Source organism: Streptomyces sp. NPDC021096 (genome assembly GCF_040641275.1).
In the GTDB taxonomy this organism is placed as follows: Bacteria; Actinomycetota; Actinomycetes; order Streptomycetales; family Streptomycetaceae; genus Streptomyces.
Window position 1 is genome coordinate 46,882 of sequence record NZ_JBFADG010000015.1, and the last position, 17,110, is coordinate 63,991.

The following is a 17,110-nucleotide window of genomic DNA, read 5'->3' on the forward strand; positions in this document are numbered from 1 at the left end:
CGGCTGCGGCAGACTGGAGCCCATGTCGATTCACGAGAACCTTCTCGGGGGACCGCCCCCGACCCACCTCCCCGACGACCCCGAGCCGCGCGAGCTGCTCGCCTCCGGAGCGGCCCCCTCCGAGGTCGCCGCCAAGTACCCCTCCTCCTCGCTCGCGTGGGCCCAGCTCGCCGACGAGGCGTTCGAGGGCGGCCGGGTCGTCGAGTCGTACGCGTACGCCCGCACCGGCTACCACCGCGGCCTCGACGCGCTGCGCCGCAGCGGCTGGAAGGGCCACGGCCCGGTGCCGTTCGAGCACGAGCCCAACCGCGGCTTCCTGCGCGCCCTGCACGCCCTCGCCCGGGCGGCGCAGTCGATCGGCGAGCAGGAGGAGTACGAGCGCTGCGCGACCTTCCTGCGCGACAGCTCCCCGACGGCCGCCAACACCCTCGGCTGACGAAGCGCCGACGCACCGCGAACGCCGTCACGGCCCTTGCCGTGGCGGCGTCCGTGCACCGATGATCGCGGCGTACCCCGGCGAGACCCCGGCGATCCCGGGAGCGACGGCAGTGGAGGCGACGCGTGACTTCGGAACCACGGCTCGACCAGACCACCACCCCCCATCTGGACTTCACGGGCACCACCCCGTACGAGGACTACGTCCGCGCCGACGTCCTCTCCCACCTGCAGGAACCGCTCTCGGACGACCCCGGCGAGATGGTCTTCCTCGTCACCACCCAGGTGATGGAGCTGTGGTTCACCGTCATCGTCCACGAGTGGGAGACCGCGGCCCGTGCCCTGCGCGGGGACGACCTGCCCGTCGCGATGGCGGCCCTCAAACGCTCCACGTACGAGCTCGAATCGCTCAACGCCTCCTGGAAGCCGCTCGCGCACCTGACCCCGGCCCAGTTCAACGCCTTCCGCTCCGCCCTCGGCGACGCCTCCGGCTTCCAGTCGGCCACCTACCGCCGCCTGGAGTTCCTCCTCGGCGAGAAGTCCCCGGCGCTGCTGGTCCCCTACCGCGGCACCCCGCGCATCCACGCGGAACTGGAGAAGGCGCTGCACGCGCCGAGCCTGTACGACGAGGTCCTGCGCTACCTGTCGCGGCGCGGCCACGCGATACCCGCCGCCGTCCGCGACCGCGACGTCTCCCAGCGCTACGCCGGCGACCCGGCGGTCGAGGACGTCTGGCAGCGCGTCTACGCGGGCGACCAGAACAGCGAGGAGTGCCGGCTGGGCGAGGCCCTGACCGAGGTCGCCGAGCTGGTCTGGCGCTGGCGCAACGACCACCTCGTGGCCACGCGCAGAGCGATGGGCGCGAAGGTGGGGACGGGCGGGTCGGCCGGGGTCGCCTGGCTGGAGAAGCGGGCGACCAAGCACGTCTTCCCCGAGCTGTGGACGGCCCGCAGCCGTGTCTGAGCCCCTCGCCGCCGAAGCCGCGGCCCTCGACGCCGCGGATCCGCTGCGCGGCAAGCGGGCGGAGTTCGTGCTGGAAGGGGACGGGGGCGAGGGGGCCGAGGTCGTCTACCTCGACGGCAACTCCCTCGGGGCGCTGCCCCGGGCCGTACCCGGCCGGGTCGCCGACGTCGTCGCCCGCGAATGGGGGCGGTTGCGCGTCCGGTCGTGGACCGAGTCCGGGTGGTGGACCGCGCCCGAGCGGGTCGGCGACCGGATCGGACGGCTCGTCGGGGCCGGCCCCGGCCAGGTCGTGGCCGGCGACTCCACGAGCGTCAACGTCTTCAAGGCGGTCGTCGCCGCGATCCGGCTCGCAGGGCAGGACGGCCACGGCCGCGACGAGGTCCTCGTGGACGCGGCCACGTTCCCGACGGACGGTTATCTCGCCCGCTCCGCCGCCCGCATGACCGGCTGTCGCATCCGCGCCGCCGACGCCGCGGACATCGCGGACGCGGCCGGCCCGCGCACCGCCGTCGCGCTCGTCAACCACGTCGACTACCGCACCGGCCGCCTGAACGACCTGCCCGCCACGACCGCCGCCCTGCACGCCGCGGGGGCGCGCGTCGTCTGGGACCTGTGCCACAGCGCGGGCGCGCTGCCCGTCGGGCTCGACGCCCACGGCGTGGACCTCGCGGTCGGCTGCACGTACAAGTACCTCAACGGCGGCCCCGGTTCGCCCGCCTTCCTCCACGTCCGGCGCGACCTGCAGCCCCGCTTCGACTCGCCGCTGCCCGGCTGGAACTCCCACGCCGACCCCTTCGGCATGTCCCCCGACTACGTCCCCGCCGACGGCGCCCCGCGCGGCCGGGTCGGCACGCCGGACATCCTCTCCCTCCTCGCCCTCGACGCGGCCCTCGACGTCTGGGACGGCGTCGACCCCACCGCCGTACGGGCCAAGAGCCTCGCCCTCACCGACTTCTTCCTGCGCTGCGTCCGGACGTACGTACCGGCGGGCCGCGTCGAGTCCCTCACGCCGGACGCGCACGACCGGCGCGGCAGCCAGGTGTCCCTGCGGTGCGTCCCGGACGCGGAGGCGGTGATGGCGGAGCTCGTCCGCCGGGGCGTCGTCGGCGACTTCCGCCCGCCGGACGTCCTGCGCTTCGGCTTCACCCCGCTCTACACGCGCTTCGCGGACGCGGAGCGGGCGGCACGCGTACTGGCCGGGGTGCTCGGCCGGTGACCGGGCCCGTGGCGGTGACCGTCGCGTACGGGCCCCATCCCAGCCAGGTCATCGACCTCTACCGCGGCGGCCCGGCGGCACTCCGGGTGACGCTGCTGCACGGCGGCTTCTGGCGCGAGGCCTACGACCGCCACCACCTCGCGCCGCTGGCCGCGGCGCTGGCCGGCCGGGGAGCGGAGGTCGTCCTGGCCGAGTACCGCCGCGTGGGCGGGGGCGGCGGCTGGCCCGCCACCTTCGACGACGTCGTACGGGCCCTGGAGGCGGGCGAGCGCGCCTGTACCGCTGCCTCGCGGCACGTGCTGGTGGGGCACTCGGCGGGCGGCCACCTGGCGCTGTGGGCGGCGTCCTCGCCCCTGGCCGCCGGGGTCCGCGTCGACCACGTCGTCGCGGTGGCCCCTGTGGCGGACCTGGCCCGCGCACGGGCCCTGCGGCTGAGCGGCGGGGCGGTGGCGGAGCTGGTGGGCCCGGGGGAGGAGGCGGCGGCGGACCCGATGCGGTTGCTTCCGCCGCGGGCGCCGGTGACGGTGCTGCACGGGACGGAGGACGAGGACGTGCCGGTGGCGCTGTCGCGTGCCTATGCCGGGGCGGCGGGGGCGGCACTGGAGCTGCTGGAGGGGGCCGGGCACTACGAGCCGATCACGGTGGGCACCCCGGAGTGCGCCCGGCTGCTGGCCGTAACCGGGGGAAATTCAGCCCGTCCGGCGATTGAGGACAAGAAACGGTGAAAGGGCGGGGCAGGGGCAAGATTCCGCGCCGCCCGGGCCCCGCGTAGTACTTGAGACGGACCCCTACAGATCCCCACACGTGCGGACGCCGTGCGCGATTGTCTTGCCTACCGTTGACGATGTGAAGCACACCCATGAGACGAACGGCCTGCGCAGCGAGATGCGCATGGTGGAGAGCGCCCTCGAGGGCATACGCCAGGACCTGTTCACCGACGCCTTCGCCTTCCGGCCGCTGCCACCCCTCGACGGCGGCCACGGGCTCGTGCGCAGGATGCCGGGCGGCCTCGCCCGGTACGTGCGCTGGTTCCCGCACGCCGCCGTCGTCGGGTTCACGATCCTGGTCATGCTGGGGGCGCTGGCGTACCGGCCCGGCATCGGCGGCATGCTGCTGGCGCTGTTCGCGGGCGTGCCGCTGGTGACCACGCTGTTCCGGCCCGTCGGCGCCTGGTGGCTGTCGCTCGCGGCGGCCTTCGTCAGCGGCGTCGTCCTGGGCGGCCAGCTGTGGAGCCCGAGCGGGTTCGTCTCCCACGTCGCCGTGATGGTGATCGTGGCCCTGCGCACCCGGCCGCGCATCGCCGCGGAGATGTGGCTGATCACGGTCGTGTTCGGGGTGTTCCTCGGCTCGCTGCACGGCTACGGCTACGACGACGGCACGGTCGAGATGACCCTCCTCTCCGGCATGATCCTCTTCGCCATAGCGGCCTTCCGCGGCCTGCGCGACTCCAAGCGGCAGGTCGCCGCGCAGGCGGCCGTCACCGAGGTCGAGCGCTCCCGCCGCACCGTGCTCGAGGAGCGCACCACGATCGCCCGCGAGCTGCACGACGTCGTCGCCCACCACATGTCCGTGGTGGCCATCCAGGCCGAGGCCGCGCCCTACCGCGTCGCGGACACGCCGCCCGAGCTGGCCGCCGCCTTCGCCACGATCCGGGAGAACGCCGTGGCCGCCCTCACCGAGCTGCGCCGCGTGCTGGGCGTCGTACGGTCCGAGGACCCGGACGCGTTCGCCGACCCCGAGGCGCCGCAGCCGACGCTGGCCGACCTCGGCGGGCTGCTGGCCAACGTCCGCGAGGCCGGCCTCGACGTCGAGCACGTCACCACCGGCGCGGCCCGCCCGCTGCCGCAGGGCGTGGAGCTGTCCGCGTACCGCATCGTCCAGGAGGCCCTCAGCAACGCCCTGCGGCACGCCCCGGGCTCCACGGCCCGCGTGGAGATCAGCTACGTCCTCGGCGGGCTCGGCCTGCGCATCGTCAACGGCCGCCCCGACCGGCTGGCCAAGCCCTCCCCGGGCGCCGGCCACGGCGTGCTCGGCATGCGCGAGCGCGTCACCATGCTCGGCGGCGAGATGACGGCCCAGGCCACGCAGGAGGGCGGCTACGAGGTCGCCGCCTTCATCCCGGTCGCGACGGGCGAGGCGGCGGCATGACCATCAGGGTTCTCATCGTCGACGACCAGATGATGGTCCGCGAGGGCTTCTCCGTCCTGCTGGGCGCCCAGCCCGACATCGAGGTCGTCGGCGAGGCCGTGGACGGCCGCCAGGCCGTCGAGAAGGTCGCCGAGCTGCGCCCCGACGTCGTCCTGATGGACATCCGGATGCCGGTGCTCAACGGCCTGGAGGCGACGCGCGAGATCGTCGCGGCCGACGCCGGCGCCAAGGTGCTGGTGCTGACCACCTTCGACCTGGACGAGTACGTCTACCAGGCGCTGCGCGCCGGGGCCAGCGGCTTCCTGCTCAAGGACGCCTCCGCCCGCCAGCTCGCCGACGGCGTGCGCATCGTGGCCGACGGCGAGGCCCTGCTGGCGCCGACGGTCACCAAGCGCCTCATCCAGGAGTTCTCCCGCCTGGGCGCCCCCAAGGCCCCCACCCAGGAGCGCGTGGGCGACCTCACCGAGCGGGAGACCGAGGTCCTGGTCCTGGTCGCCCAGGGCCGGTCGAACTCCGAGATCGCCGCCCACCTCGTCGTCGCCGAGTCGACGGTCAAGACGCATGTCAGCCGCATCCTGGTGAAGCTGGGCCTGCGCGACCGCACCCAGGCGGCGGTCTTCGCCTACGAGGCCGGCCTGGTCACCCCGGGCGGCGGCTAGCCGCCGCCCGGCCCGGCGGCCGGCAGGGTCAGCCGCCACGCGTCCGGCACGGCCGTCCACGTGCGCGCGCGGACCGGACCCCGGATGCGGTTGTCGGCGCGGTAGCGGAAGTCCGGGCCGGACACCGTGACCGCCCGGGCCCTGGTCCGTACCGGCTCGGGGTCGGCGGGCGCGTGGACCACGACTTCGGCCAGGCCGTCCACGGCCGCCACCGCCACGCGCCCCACCGGCCGGTCCAGGTCCGCCAGCAGCACCCCGTCAGCCTCCACCCGCAGCCGGGTGCAGGACGGCAGCGGGTGCCGGCCGGACGGGCCCGAGAGCATCGTCAGGGCCGTGCGGGCGGTCCGGGCGGCCGGGGACCACCACGACTGGTGGGCGCCGCCGCCCTGGGCCACCGTCCGCGCCTCTGCGCCGGGCGCGCCGGCCCTCTCGTGCGCCCCCGGCTCGGGCCGGGCGCCCACCGGGCGGTGCGCGGCGCGGTGCGCCGCCCCCGCGGGCACCCACAGGCCGCCCAGGACGACGCCGTCGCTGTCGTCGGCCAGCATGCCCAGCCGCCGCTCCACGCCGTCCAGAACGGCCCGTGCGGCCGCCACGGCCCCCAGCGGGACGCCGAGCACCCGGGCCACCGAGACGGCCGGCAGCGCGCCCACCGGCACCCACGCCAGGGGCGCCTCGGCCAGCTCGCGGCGCCGGTGCAGCAGACCGACGACGCGCAGCAGGGCCCGGTCGTCGCCGATCACGACGGTCCGGCGCCGGCCGCGCCGGGCGACGGCCCGCGCTACTTCCTCCGGCCCGTTCGGGAGGCAGATTTTCGCCACCGCTCCGGCGCACAGCACGTCCCTCGCGATCCGCGTGGACTCGCCGTCCACACGGCGTGCGACCGGGTCGATGACGACGAGCAGCTGCGCTCCGGTCGGGTCTGCAGCCGACACCTTCGTCCTTCCTCAGGTAATCTCTCGGTGCAAGAGCCCCTGTCGCTGTTGCGCCAGGGGCTTCGTCTATCCGGGGCACCGGTTCGACGGCTCTAGCGGTGGTGAACGCCCGAAACAACGGGCTCACGCCGCCTGTGCACGTTGGACATGCCCCGCCCGGAAGGGGTGTACGCCTGTGCCCGCACTTGTGCTGCTCGGTGCTCAGTGGGGTGACGAGGGCAAGGGAAAGGCCACCGACCTGCTCGGTGGATCCGTGGACTACGTGGTGCGCTACCAAGGTGGCAACAACGCCGGCCACACGGTCGTCGTAGGTGACCAGAAATACGCGCTCCACCTCCTCCCTTCCGGAATCCTCTCGCCGGAGTGCACTCCGGTCATCGGCAACGGTGTAGTCGTCGACCCGGCGGTCCTGCTCTCCGAGCTGAGCGGACTCAACGAGCGCGGCGTCGACACGTCCAAGCTGCTGCTCAGCGGTAACGCCCACCTGATCACGCCGTACCACACGACGGTCGACAAGGTGACGGAACGCTTCCTCGGCAAGCGGAAGATCGGCACCACCGGCCGCGGCATCGGCCCGACCTACGCGGACAAGATCAACCGCGTGGGCATCCGGGTCCAGGACCTGTACGACGAGTCGATCCTGGAGCAGAAGGTCGAGGCTGCCCTCGACTTCAAGAACCAGATCCTGGCGAAGCTCTACAACCGCCGCGCCATCGACTCCGCGAAGATCGTCGACGAGCTGCTGGCCTACGCCGAGCAGATCAAGCCCTTCGTCGCCGACACCACGCTGATCCTGAACAACGCCATCGACGAGGGCAAGGTCGTCCTCTTCGAGGGTGGCCAGGGCACCCTGCTGGACGTCGACCACGGCACGTACCCCTTCGTCACCTCCTCGAACCCGACCGCGGGCGGCGCCTGCACGGGTGCGGGCGTGGGCCCGACGAAGATCAACCGCGTGATCGGCATCCTGAAGGCGTACACCACGCGCGTCGGCGCCGGTCCGTTCCCGACCGAGCTGTTCGACAAGGACGGCGAGGCGCTGCGCACCATCGGCGGCGAGCGCGGTGTCACCACCGGCCGTGACCGCCGCTGCGGCTGGTTCGACGCGGTCATCGCCCGCTACGCGACCCGTGTGAACGGCCTGACGGACTTCTTCCTCACCAAGCTGGACGTGCTGACCGGCTGGGAGCAGATCCCGGTCTGCGTCGCGTACGAGATCGACGGCAAGCGCGTCGAGGAGCTGCCCTACAGCCAGAGCGACTTCCACCACGCGAAGCCGATCTACGAGATGCTGCCGGGCTGGACCGAGGACATCTCCAAGGCCAAGACCTTCTCCGAGCTGCCGAAGAACGCCCAGGCGTACGTCAAGGCGCTCGAGGAGATGTCGGGCGCGCCGATCTCCGCGATCGGCGTCGGCCCGGGTCGCGACGAGACGATCGAGATCAACTCGTTCCTGTCGTAAGCGGCACGCGCACATGACGACGGCGCCCCGGTGGCTCACTGCCACCGGGGCGCCGTCGTCCGTTCTCTCAGGAGATCTTGCGGTAGACGAGCGACGCGTCCTTCGTGGCGGAGTCGGAGAAGTCGCGCCGCATCCTGCCGTCCGGGAGCAGGACCAGCTCGGACGAGGAGCCCGGCTGGCAGGCCGACTTGGGCATGGCCCGGGTGACGCTGGAGGAACCGACGTGCATCGGGCTCCCGTCGGTGCCGCCGCCGGTGGCGGTCGCCTGCCAGGTGCAGACGTAGGAGGTGCCGTCGTCCAGGAAGCCGCTTCCGTCGATGGTGACCGAGCTCCCGGAGATGGTGATGGTCCGGGTGTTGACGCGCGCGCCGCTGCCGAAGCTCGACTGCCAGGTGCCCAGGAACGCCCGCGGCCCGGCCTCGGGAGTGGGCGTGGGAGTGGGGCCGGCCGCGGTCGTCGGCCCGGTCGTGGGAGGCACGGGTGCGGCGGACGACGCCGGTCCGTGGGAGGAGGCCGGGGGCGTCGGCGCCGGGGACGGGCTGTTGTGCGCGGCGTTGCCCGCGTCCCGGTTGAGCAGATAGACCGTGCCGCCGCCCGTGAGCAGCCCGACGGTCACGATCGCGGCCACGATGTAGGGCGTCTTCGAGCGGTGCGGCTGCGGCGCGGGCACGACCGGGTGGTGGTACGGGCCAGGGCCGTACGGGCCCGGGGGCGGGTAGGCGTAGCCCGCCTGCGGCCCCGGCGCGGGCGGCGGCAGGGGCTGGGCGCCACCCGCCACGGGCCCGGTCAGGGTGGGCGGGTCCACCGGCCGGGCGTCCTGCGGCGGGTCGACCTGCGTGGGCGGCCCGGCTATGGAGTGCGGCGGTATGCCGGCCGGGTGGGCGGGGTTCTCGACGTCGAGCAGTTGGACGGCGTGCCGGCCGAGCTGGGCGACGAGGCCGCCCGGCAGCCACGGTTCGGCCGAGCGCAGGTTCGTCAGCAGGTCCCGGGCGCCGGTGCGCTCCAGCGCCTCCTCGGGGGTGGGGCGCGCGTCGGGGTCCTTGGCGAGGAACCCGGAGATCAGCGGGTGCAGCGTGGCCGGCACGCCCGTGAGGTCCGGCTCCTCCTCGGCGATGCGGAACATCAGGGCGTGGATGCCGCTGTCGGCCGTGCCGAACGGCATCCGGCCGCTGGCCGCGTAGGCGAGCACCGAGCCCAGGCAGAAGATGTCGCTCTTGGGCGTGACCTGGCCGCCGCGCACCTGCTCGGGCGACATGAAGCCGGGCGAGCCGACGGCCGCGCCGGTGCGGGTCAGGCCCCCGTCGGTGACGGTCTCCAGGGCCCGGGCGATGCCGAAGTCGATGACGCGCGGCCCGTCGAGCGTGATGAGCACGTTGGACGGCTTGAGGTCGCGGTGGACGATCCCGGCCGCGTGCACGGCCTGCAGGGCGCGCGCGAGGCCCGCTCCGAGGATGCGTACGGACCGCTCGGGCAGCGGCCCGAAGTCCTGGCCGACGACCTGGCGCAGCGACGGCCCGGCGATGTAGCCCGTGGCCACCCACGGGACGGCGGCCTCGGTGTCCGCGTCGAGCACCGGTGCGGTCCACTCGCCGCCGACCTGCCGTGCGGCCCGCACCTCCTGCCGGAAGCGGCGCCGGAACTCCTCCTGGCCCGCCAGTTCCGGCTGCACCAGCTTGACCGCGACCGTGCGGCCCCTGTCGGAGCGGGCGAGATAGACCCGGCCCATGCCTCCTGCGCCCAGCTTGCCGAGCAACCGATAGGCGCCGAGTGTGCGTGGGTCTTCCGGCGACAGATCTTCCATGCCGGGCACTCCTTCCCCCATGTTTCTCCGCGGAGAATAGCGGCATGCCAAAGGGCCGGGTATCCGCACGGCACAAAGTGCGGTCCCCGGCCCCCTGTGGATCCCGGTTCCGGAGGGCTGCCGGGCCGGCCGCCCTGGCCGCCCCGGAGCGCCGTCCGGCCGTCAGGTGGGGAGGATGTTCTCCGCCTGCGGGCCCTTCTGGCCCTGGGTGATGTCGAAGGTGACCTTCTGGCCCTGCTGGAGCTCCCGATAGCCCTGCGTGGCGATGTTGGAGTAATGGGCGAAGACGTCCGCGCCGCCGCCGTCCTGCTGGATGAAGCCGAAGCCCTTTTCCGAGTTGAACCACTTCACGATGCCGGTAGCCAAGCTGATCTCCTTATTGGGGGCGCACGGCGGAATTCCGTGCTCCAGGAAAAACGCAAGTGCGCCCGAGGTCACAGACCTTCAGGCGCACATGACAAATGGGTACCAAAACTGCAACTGCAAAAGACCGTAGCAGGCAAATGACCTCGAATTGGGATTTCCCGCCGCGTGGCGATGCGCCCGTTCCCCCTGTCGGCGGCGCCCTCCCACGGCCGCACGCGGGCCGTTGTTCACGGGCGCCGGGCACCCGGCACTGTGTCCACGGGGGCGTCGAGCGGGCGACACAGTGCCGGTATCCACGCCGGGAGCGCACTCCGTAGGCTCGGGGCCGGACGCCTAATGCCCCATCAGATACGAGGTCATGCCCGTGAGCACCCAGAGCACGCAGCCCGATCCCTCCGCCGGCGCCGCGGTGAAGGCCGCCGACCGCGCCCACGTCTTCCACTCGTGGTCGGCGCAGGGCCTCATCGACCCGCTGGCCGTGGCCGGCGCCGAGGGCTCGTACTTCTGGGACTACGACGGCAACCGCTACCTCGACTTCTCCTGCCAGCTGGTGAACACCAACATCGGCCACCAGCACCCCAAGGTCGTGGCCGCGATCCAGGAGCAGGCCGCCCGGATGTGCACCATCGCGCCGGGCTTCGCGGTGGACGTGCGCTCCGAGGCCGCCCGGCTGATCGCGGAGCGGACGCCCGGCGACCTCGACAAGATCTTCTTCACCAACGGCGGCGCCGAGGCCGTCGAGAACGCCGTCCGGATGGCCCGGCTGCACACCGGCCGCCCCAAGGTGCTCAGCGCCTACCGCTCGTACCACGGTGCGACGGCCGCGGCGATCAACCTCACCGGGGACCCGCGCCGCTGGCCCTCCGACACCGCCTCGGCCGGCGTGGTCCACTTCTGGGCGCCGTTCCTCTACCGCTCGCCCTTCCACGCGGAGAGCGAGGAGCAGGAGTGCCAGCGCGCCCTGGCGCACCTCGAGGACACCATCGCCTTCGAGGGGCCGGGCACGATCGCCGCGATCGTCCTGGAGACCGTCCCCGGCACCGCCGGCATCATGGTCCCGCCGCCGGGCTACCTGCCGGGCGTGCGGGAGATCTGCGACCGTTACGGCATCGTGTTCGTCCTCGACGAGGTCATGGCCGGCTTCGGGCGCACGGGCCGCTGGTTCGCCGCCGAGCACTTCGGCGTCACCCCCGACCTGCTCACCTTCGCCAAGGGCGTCAACTCCGGCTACGTCCCCCTGGGCGGCGTCGCGATCTCGGCCGAGATCGCCGCGACCTTCGACCGGCGCCCCTACCCGGGCGGGCTCACCTACTCCGGGCACCCGCTGGCCTGCGCCTCCGCCGTGGCCACGATCAACGCGATGGCCGAGGAGGGCGTCGTGGAGAACGCGGCCCGCATCGGCGAGGACGTCATCGGCCCCGGGCTGCGCACGCTCGCCGAGCGCCATCCGTCGGTGGGCGAGGTGCGCGGCCTGGGCGTGTTCTGGGCGGTGGAGCTGGTGCGGAACCGGGCCACCCGCGAGCCGCTGGTGCCCTACAACGCGGCCGGCGACGCGAACGCCCCCATGGCGGCCTTCGCCGCCGCCTGCAAGAAGGCCGGCCTGTGGCCGTTCGTGAACATGAACCGCACCCACGTCGTCCCGCCGTGCACCGTCACCGAGGCCGAGGTGAAGGAGGGCCTGGCGGCCCTGGACGAGGCGCTGACGGTGGCGGACGCCCACACGGTCTGAGGAAGGACGACGACCGCCCCCGCCGGAGAGCGGAAAAACGGAACTGCGCATACCGCCCCTTACAGGCCCGCGCGGCCATCGGGTAGCGTTCGCCCTTTCCGTGCGTACGGTCATATCGCCCCGCGACGGCCCTCGCATATCGTTGCGAGGGCCGTTCGCATGCCAGACGCGCGGTCATGGAAGGGGAGACGGAGACCAATGCCCGGCAGCGACGCGGTCAGGCGCACGACGCTGCGCTCGCAGATCGCCGACGCCCTGCGCGACGAGGTCATCGCGGGGCGGCTCCCGGCCGGCCGGCAGTTCACCGTCAAGGAGATGGCCGAGCAGTACGGGGTCTCGGCCACGCCCGTCCGCGAGGCCCTGCTCGACCTGTGCTCGCAGGGGCTGCTCGACGTGGAGCTGCACCGCAGCTACCGGGTGCGCGAGTTCTCCCACGCCGACTTCCGGGACATGATCGAGGCCCGCACCCTGATCGTGGAGGGCATGTTCCGCCGCTCCACCGCGCGGGCCCTGCAGGCGGCCACCCCCCAGGCGCTGGCCTCGGTGCGGCGCCGGGCCGAGGAGGCCGGGCGGGCGGCGGTCGCGGGGGACCTCGACATCCTCATCGGTTACGACCTGCGCTTCTGGCGCGAGATGGCGGGCCTGGTCGGCAACCCCTACATCTCCGACTTCCTGGACCGCGTCCGGGTGCAGAGCTGGATCTTCACGGTGCCGCTGCTGCGCTCGCTGGGGGATCTGCGCGGGCGGCTGTGGGACCGGCACGCCGACCTGGTCGAGGCGGTGGCCTGCCGGGACGTGGAGGAGGCGCAGCGGATCATCGTGGCGTACAACGAGCACACGCTGGCGCTGATCGACTGCCTTACGGACACGACCGGGAGCAATCGAGGTTCGACCGAATAGGGTCGAAGCTGCTCGACGCCGCCGCCAAACGGGTGATCAGACAGGGTGAACAGCCGGGACGGCGGCGCCGATGTCGGATATGCAACCTTCGACCGTTTGAGGGACGTCTCAGTCACGTGATGTCAAAGACCCAGCCGTCGGCCCAGCCCTCGGAGCCCCCCATACCGGCCGGAGCCAGCACCGTCGACCTGACGGTGGTCGTCCCGGCCTTCAACGAGGAGGACCGGCTCGCCCCGACGCTGCGGGCGATCCGGGAGCACCTCGGGACCCTGGAGCCGCTGCGGTGGGAGCTGCTCGTCGTCGACGACGGCTCGACCGACGGCACGGCGGCGATCACCGAGGCGGCGGCCGCCGACGAGCCCCGCATCCGTCTGCTGAGAACCCCCGCCAACCGCGGCAAGGGCCACGCCGTCCGCACCGGCGTCCTCGCCTCCAGCGGCCGGCGCGTCCTGGTCACCGACGCGGACCTGGCCACCCCCATCGAGGAGCTCGCCGTCCTCCAGCGGCACCTGGACGCGGGCGCCACCGCGGCCGTCGGCTCCCGCGCGCTGCCCGAGTCCCGGGTCGCGGTGCGCCAGCACGCCCTGCGCGAGCTCATGGGCCGGCTCGGCGCCCGCCTCATACGCGCCGCCGCCGTGCCCGGCATACGCGACACCCAGTGCGGCTTCAAGCTCTTCGACGGCGACAAGGTCCGTACCGCCTTCGCCGGTTCCCGCCTCGACGGCTGGAGCTACGACGTCGAGATCCTGCGCTTCTTCCACCAACGGGACTGGGAGGTCGCCGAGGTGCCGGTCAGCTGGGCCCACCAGCCGGGATCCAAGGTCCGTCCGCTCGCCTACCCCCGCGTCCTCGCCGACCTCCTGCGCATCCGCCTGCGCACGGTCAGCCCGGTGCGGCTCGCCGTCCCGGCCCTCTTCCTCCTCTTCTCGTTCTTCCTCTACGGCGGACTGTGGGGCGCCCTCGACACCGGCTACCTCGCCGACTCGGGCTCCGACCAGCGGCAGTGGGAGTGGTTCTTCGCGGTCACCGCGGACAACGTCGCGCACCTGCGCAACCCCCTCTTCACCGAGCTGCAGAACTTCCCGCTCGGCGTGAACCTCATGGCGAACACCGCCATGCTGGGGCTCTCCGTCCCCCTCGCACCCGTCACCCTGGCCTTCGGCGCCCACGTCACCTGGGCCATCGTCCTCACCGGCGGCCTGGCCGCGACCGCCTGCGCCTGGTACTGGCTCATCGCCCGCCGCTTCGTGCGCTCCCGCTGGGCGGCCGCGCTGGGCGGCGGCTTCTGCGCCTTCGCGCCGCCGATGATCTCGCACGGCAACGCCCACCCGAACTTCGCGGTGCTGTTCATGATGCCGCTGATCATCGACCGGATGCTGCGGCTGTGCGAGAACCGCCGGCCCACCCGCGACGCCGTCGTCCTGGGCCTGTTCCTCGCCTACCAGATCTTCCTCGGCGAGGAGGCGTTGCTGCTGGCCGTGACCGGCTTCGCCCTCTTCGCCCTCGGCTACGCGATCGCCGCCCCGGACGTCGCGAAGGCCGTCGCCGCGCCGCTGCTGCGCGGCCTGGGCATCGCCGCCCTGGTCTCCGTACCGCTGGTGATCTTCCCCGTGGCCTGGCAGTTCTACGGCCCGCAGAGCTACCACAGCGTCCTGCACGGGCAGGTCGGCAACAACCCGATGGCCATGCTGGAGTTCGCCACCCGCTCGCTGGCCGGCGACGACAAGATCGCCGCGTCGCTGTCGCTCAACCGGACCGAGGAGAACGCCTTCTTCGGCTGGCCGCTCGTGGTCGTGGCCGTCGCCGTCGTCGTCCACCTGCGCGACCAGCCGCGCGTGCGCGCCCTGGGCTTCACCGCCCTGGGCGCCGCCGTCCTCTCCCTCGGGCAGAACATCCCGCTGCTCGGCACGGACAAGACGCTGCCGGGCCCCTGGCGGCTGGTGGCGAAGATGCCGTTCTTCGAGTCGGTCATCGAGTCCCGCACGGCGATGGTCTGCGCGCCCGCCCTCGGCATCCTCCTCGCCCTCGCCTGCGACCGGCTGGCCCTGCGCCGCCTGCGCAGCGAGCGCGAGAGCTCGCGCCGGCTGCTGGGCTGGGCGGCGCTCGCCGTGGCCGTCCTGCCGCTGCTGCCGACGCCGTACCGCACCGTCGAGCGCGCCCCGGTGCCCGCCTTCTTCGCCGACGGCAGCTGGCGGGAGTACGTACGCCCCGGCCACTCCCTGGTGCCTGTCCCCGTGCCCAGCCCCACGGAGACGGCCGCCCTGGGCTGGCAGGTCGATTCCGGCCTCGGCTTCCCCTTCCCCGGCGGCTACTTCAACGGACCCTGGGGACCGGAGCGCATCGGCATCTACGGGCCCCAGCCGCGCTTCACCTCCGACCTGCTGAACAAGGTTCGCGAGAGCGGGAAGGTGCCCGACATCGGCGCCCAGCAGCGCCGCCAGTTCGGCTGGGACGTCGACTTCTGGCGCGCGGACGCCTTCGTCCTCACCCCGCAGGACAACGAGGCGCCGCTGCGCGAGGCCCTCACGCGACTGTCGGGCAAGGAGCCGCGGCGCGTCGCGGACTCATGGGTGTGGGACGTGCGCGAGCGGCGGTGACCAACCGGCCGGAAGCAAGCGGAGTGAGGGCTTCTATGTCCGTCGGCCCTGTGTGACAACCGGCTGAGCGGCACTACTCTGGCCCGACCATCGCATGCCCCGACCATCGCACCGCGAGAACGAGAGTGAGCTCACGTGGCCTGTGACCTCTGGCTAGTTCCCCTTGTCGACGTGCTGTGCCACAGCGCCGACAACCCCTTCGCCGAGGAGATCGCCGCGTACGACAAGGCACTCGGCGAGGCCGGGCTGCCGCCGGTGCCCGTCTTCGGCTACATGCCGGGCCTCTCGGGGGACGTCGCCCCGGTCGCGGGCTTCGACTACGACGCGCTGCACTTCCTGCGCCGCGCCCACCTGCTGAACCTCTGCGGCCTCGCCGTCACCCCGGTGGACGAACTGGGCGGCGACTACGAGCAGTTGCTGGAGATGTTCGACGCCACCGCCCGGCAGTCCCACCTGGTCTGGCACTACGACCACGCCGGGGCGTACGTCCCCGTGGACTTCGCCCACCCGCTGTCCAACGAGGAACTCCTCGAAGGCGGCGGCCCCTTGGGCTCCAGCCACGGCCTGCTGCGCGAACTCCACGCCGTGGCCCCGGTCCTGGGCATCGACCCCGCCAACCCGCCGGCCCCGCCCGCCGCTCCCGACCGCCCCACCACCCTGGAGGAACGCGCGGCCCCGGCCCCGCACGACGACAGCCCCTTCGCCCGCGAACGCCACGTCTGGCTGGGCCTCCACGCGGCGGCGACCAGAAGCCTGGGCCAAGGCTCAATGATCGTCTTCAGCTGACCCCCTCCAAGTCCGTCCGGCGCTTGAGGACGCACTTCAGCCCGTCCGGCGGACGTCCATCCAGCCCGTCCGGCGTTTGAGGACGTCTTTCCAGCCCGTCCGGCGCTTGAGGACAAGAAACGGTGAAAGGGCGGGGCCGGGGAGAATCCCCCCAGCCACCGCCCCCGCATAGCTCGCGGCCCAGGCCACCCCTACCGCGGAGACTCCGGCGGCCGCTGCCGCGGCATGTTCGGCCGCGTATGCGGCGGCAGCGGAAACCGCCCCACGGGCCCGGCCTCCCCCCGCGGCCCCCACGCCACCAGCGACTGCGTCAGCAGCGGGGCCGGGCCCGCCCGGAACTCCACCATCCAGTCGGCCGTCTCGGCCCGTACGAGCTCCGAGACGTCCTCCGAGAAGCGCCGCAGCACCGTCAGGCAGCGCTCGGCCGCCTCGCTGGCCGTGCCCTCGGTCGGCCCGAGCACCTCACGGACGCACTCCGACGCCCAGTCGAACTGCAGCACCTCCAGCCGCCGCTGCACGGCCTGCGCCGTGGCCACCGCGCGCATCCAGCCGGACGTCAGCCCGAAGTAGCGGTCGCAGGCCACGCAGGCCACCGCGCCGAGCAGGGCCAGAAAGGCCCACGCCGAGCCGGTGCGCAGCACCTTCGTCAGCTCCAGCAGCGGCAGGGCGGCCCCCACCACGGCGCAGAACGCCGCCCCCAGGCGCAGCCCGCGCGCCCAGCGGCGCTTCCACGCCCGGTCGGTGAGGTACCAGTCGGCGAGATTCAGCGCCCCGCCCTCGACCCATCTGTACAGCTCGTCCAGCCGCTCGGCGGGCTCTCCCCAGTCCCCGAGCGGGAAGGTACGCCCGCGCAGGTCGCCCCGGTGCTCCCCTCCTTGGCGGCCTCCCTGCTCCCGAGGGAGCCCCTCGGGCTGCATCTCAGGCTGGCTCACCCCTGCACTCCCTCTCCGCCGCGTGCGTCATTAGTGATCGCAGCCTCCTTCCTACCGCCGAACGGTTGGCGTTGGGCGCAAGATCCAGCCTTTTCCGTCCGTAAGTGCAGCGGGATCGGGTATAGGAGCACCGGGTCTTCACCCGAAAGAGTGCGGCCCGATCGGCGTAATGACATCGGACGGG

15 protein-coding genes are annotated in these 17,110 nt (G+C 73.0%); 11 read left to right on the plus strand and 4 right to left on the minus strand.

Annotation, left to right across the window (positions count from 1 at the left end; genetic code table 11):
- The first annotated feature begins 22 nt into the window (after window positions 1-22).
- From AB0G59_RS19770 to AB0G59_RS19795, 6 genes are all read left to right on the plus strand, one after another.
- On the plus strand, window positions 23-436 hold the full coding sequence (locus AB0G59_RS19770) for a DUF3151 domain-containing protein (RefSeq protein ID WP_360913236.1): 414 nt from the start codon (window positions 23-25) through the stop codon (window positions 434-436).
- Window positions 437-561: 125 nt separating this feature from the next.
- Window positions 562-1,398 (plus strand): tryptophan 2,3-dioxygenase family protein, encoded by an 837-nt coding sequence (locus AB0G59_RS19775; protein ID WP_360913238.1) that lies wholly within the window; start codon window positions 562-564, stop codon window positions 1,396-1,398.
- On the plus strand, window positions 1,391-2,614 hold the full coding sequence (gene kynU, locus AB0G59_RS19780) for a kynureninase (RefSeq protein WP_360913240.1): 1,224 nt from the start codon (window positions 1,391-1,393) through the stop codon (window positions 2,612-2,614). The genes AB0G59_RS19775 and kynU overlap by 8 nt, the downstream gene beginning before the upstream one ends.
- On the plus strand, window positions 2,611-3,339 hold the full coding sequence (locus tag AB0G59_RS19785) for an alpha/beta hydrolase (RefSeq protein WP_360913242.1): 729 nt from the start codon (window positions 2,611-2,613) through the stop codon (window positions 3,337-3,339). Before kynU ends, AB0G59_RS19785 begins: the two co-directional genes overlap by 4 nt.
- A gap of 166 nt (window positions 3,340-3,505) precedes the next feature.
- Window positions 3,506-4,762, plus strand: a complete 1,257-nt coding sequence (locus AB0G59_RS19790; RefSeq protein WP_360913340.1) for a histidine kinase — start codon at window positions 3,506-3,508, stop codon at window positions 4,760-4,762.
- Window positions 4,759-5,421, plus strand: a complete 663-nt coding sequence (locus AB0G59_RS19795) for a response regulator transcription factor (RefSeq protein ID WP_360913244.1) — start codon at window positions 4,759-4,761, stop codon at window positions 5,419-5,421. Before AB0G59_RS19790 ends, AB0G59_RS19795 begins: the two co-directional genes overlap by 4 nt.
- On the opposite strand, the gene AB0G59_RS19800 is transcribed toward AB0G59_RS19795, so the two are convergent.
- Window positions 5,418-6,353 carry a diacylglycerol kinase gene (locus tag AB0G59_RS19800; RefSeq protein ID WP_360913246.1) on the minus strand — a complete coding sequence of 312 codons (936 nt, stop codon included), beginning with the start codon at window positions 6,351-6,353 and terminating at the stop codon, window positions 5,418-5,420. The genes AB0G59_RS19795 and AB0G59_RS19800 overlap by 4 nt on opposite strands.
- Window positions 6,354-6,528: 175 nt before the next feature.
- Between AB0G59_RS19800 and AB0G59_RS19805 the strand changes: the two genes are divergently transcribed.
- Window positions 6,529-7,815 carry an adenylosuccinate synthase gene (locus AB0G59_RS19805; RefSeq protein WP_360913248.1) on the plus strand — a complete coding sequence of 429 codons (1,287 nt, stop codon included), beginning with the start codon at window positions 6,529-6,531 and terminating at the stop codon, window positions 7,813-7,815.
- Window positions 7,816-7,882: 67 nt separating this feature from the next.
- Here AB0G59_RS19805 and AB0G59_RS19810 read toward each other — a convergent pair whose 3' ends face one another.
- Together AB0G59_RS19810 and AB0G59_RS19815 are read right to left on the minus strand one after the other, a co-directional pair.
- Window positions 7,883-9,616, minus strand: a complete 1,734-nt coding sequence (locus AB0G59_RS19810; protein WP_360913250.1) for a serine/threonine-protein kinase — start codon at window positions 9,614-9,616, stop codon at window positions 7,883-7,885.
- A gap of 162 nt (window positions 9,617-9,778) precedes the next feature.
- The gene (locus tag AB0G59_RS19815; protein WP_071965778.1) at window positions 9,779-9,982 is read right to left on the minus strand and encodes a cold-shock protein; all 204 of its coding nucleotides are present in this window, start codon (window positions 9,980-9,982) and stop codon (window positions 9,779-9,781) included.
- A 358-nt stretch (window positions 9,983-10,340) separates the two neighbouring features.
- Here AB0G59_RS19815 and AB0G59_RS19820 point away from each other — a divergent pair, with 358 nt between their 5' ends.
- The 4 genes from AB0G59_RS19820 to AB0G59_RS19835 all read left to right on the plus strand — a co-directional run bounded on the left by AB0G59_RS19820 (window position 10,341) and on the right by AB0G59_RS19835 (window position 15,994).
- Entirely contained in the window at window positions 10,341-11,711 is a 1,371-nt protein-coding gene (locus tag AB0G59_RS19820) for an aspartate aminotransferase family protein (protein WP_360913252.1), read from the plus strand.
- 198 nt (window positions 11,712-11,909) lie between these two features.
- Window positions 11,910-12,611, plus strand: a complete 702-nt coding sequence (locus AB0G59_RS19825; protein WP_360913254.1) for a GntR family transcriptional regulator — start codon at window positions 11,910-11,912, stop codon at window positions 12,609-12,611.
- A 119-nt stretch (window positions 12,612-12,730) separates the two neighbouring features.
- On the plus strand, window positions 12,731-15,208 hold the full coding sequence (locus AB0G59_RS19830; protein ID WP_360913256.1) for a dolichyl-phosphate beta-glucosyltransferase: 2,478 nt from the start codon (window positions 12,731-12,733) through the stop codon (window positions 15,206-15,208).
- A gap of 135 nt (window positions 15,209-15,343) precedes the next feature.
- A complete protein-coding gene (locus AB0G59_RS19835; RefSeq protein WP_071965782.1) occupies window positions 15,344-15,994 on the plus strand; it encodes a hypothetical protein in 651 nt (216 codons plus the stop codon).
- A 191-nt stretch (window positions 15,995-16,185) separates the two neighbouring features.
- Here the strand turns inward: AB0G59_RS19835 and AB0G59_RS19840 are convergent, their stop codons facing one another.
- Window positions 16,186-16,926, minus strand: a complete 741-nt coding sequence (locus AB0G59_RS19840; RefSeq protein ID WP_071965783.1) for an SLATT domain-containing protein — start codon at window positions 16,924-16,926, stop codon at window positions 16,186-16,188.
- Window positions 16,927-17,110 lie beyond the last annotated feature (184 nt).

Coding starts and splice junctions, on each gene's coding strand:
- AB0G59_RS19810 (WP_360913250.1), bottom strand. CDS start 9,616: ATGGAAGATCTGTCGCCGGAAGACCCACGCACACTCGGCGCCTATCGG.
- AB0G59_RS19790 (WP_360913340.1), top strand. CDS start 3,506: ATGGTGGAGAGCGCCCTCGAGGGCATACGCCAGGACCTGTTCACCGAC.
- AB0G59_RS19795 (WP_360913244.1), top strand. CDS start 4,759: ATGACCATCAGGGTTCTCATCGTCGACGACCAGATGATGGTCCGCGAG.
- AB0G59_RS19770 (WP_360913236.1), top strand. CDS start 23: ATGTCGATTCACGAGAACCTTCTCGGGGGACCGCCCCCGACCCACCTC.
- AB0G59_RS19830 (WP_360913256.1), top strand. CDS start 12,731: ATGTCAAAGACCCAGCCGTCGGCCCAGCCCTCGGAGCCCCCCATACCG.
- AB0G59_RS19825 (WP_360913254.1), top strand. CDS start 11,910: ATGCCCGGCAGCGACGCGGTCAGGCGCACGACGCTGCGCTCGCAGATC.
- AB0G59_RS19820 (WP_360913252.1), top strand. CDS start 10,341: ATGCCCGTGAGCACCCAGAGCACGCAGCCCGATCCCTCCGCCGGCGCC.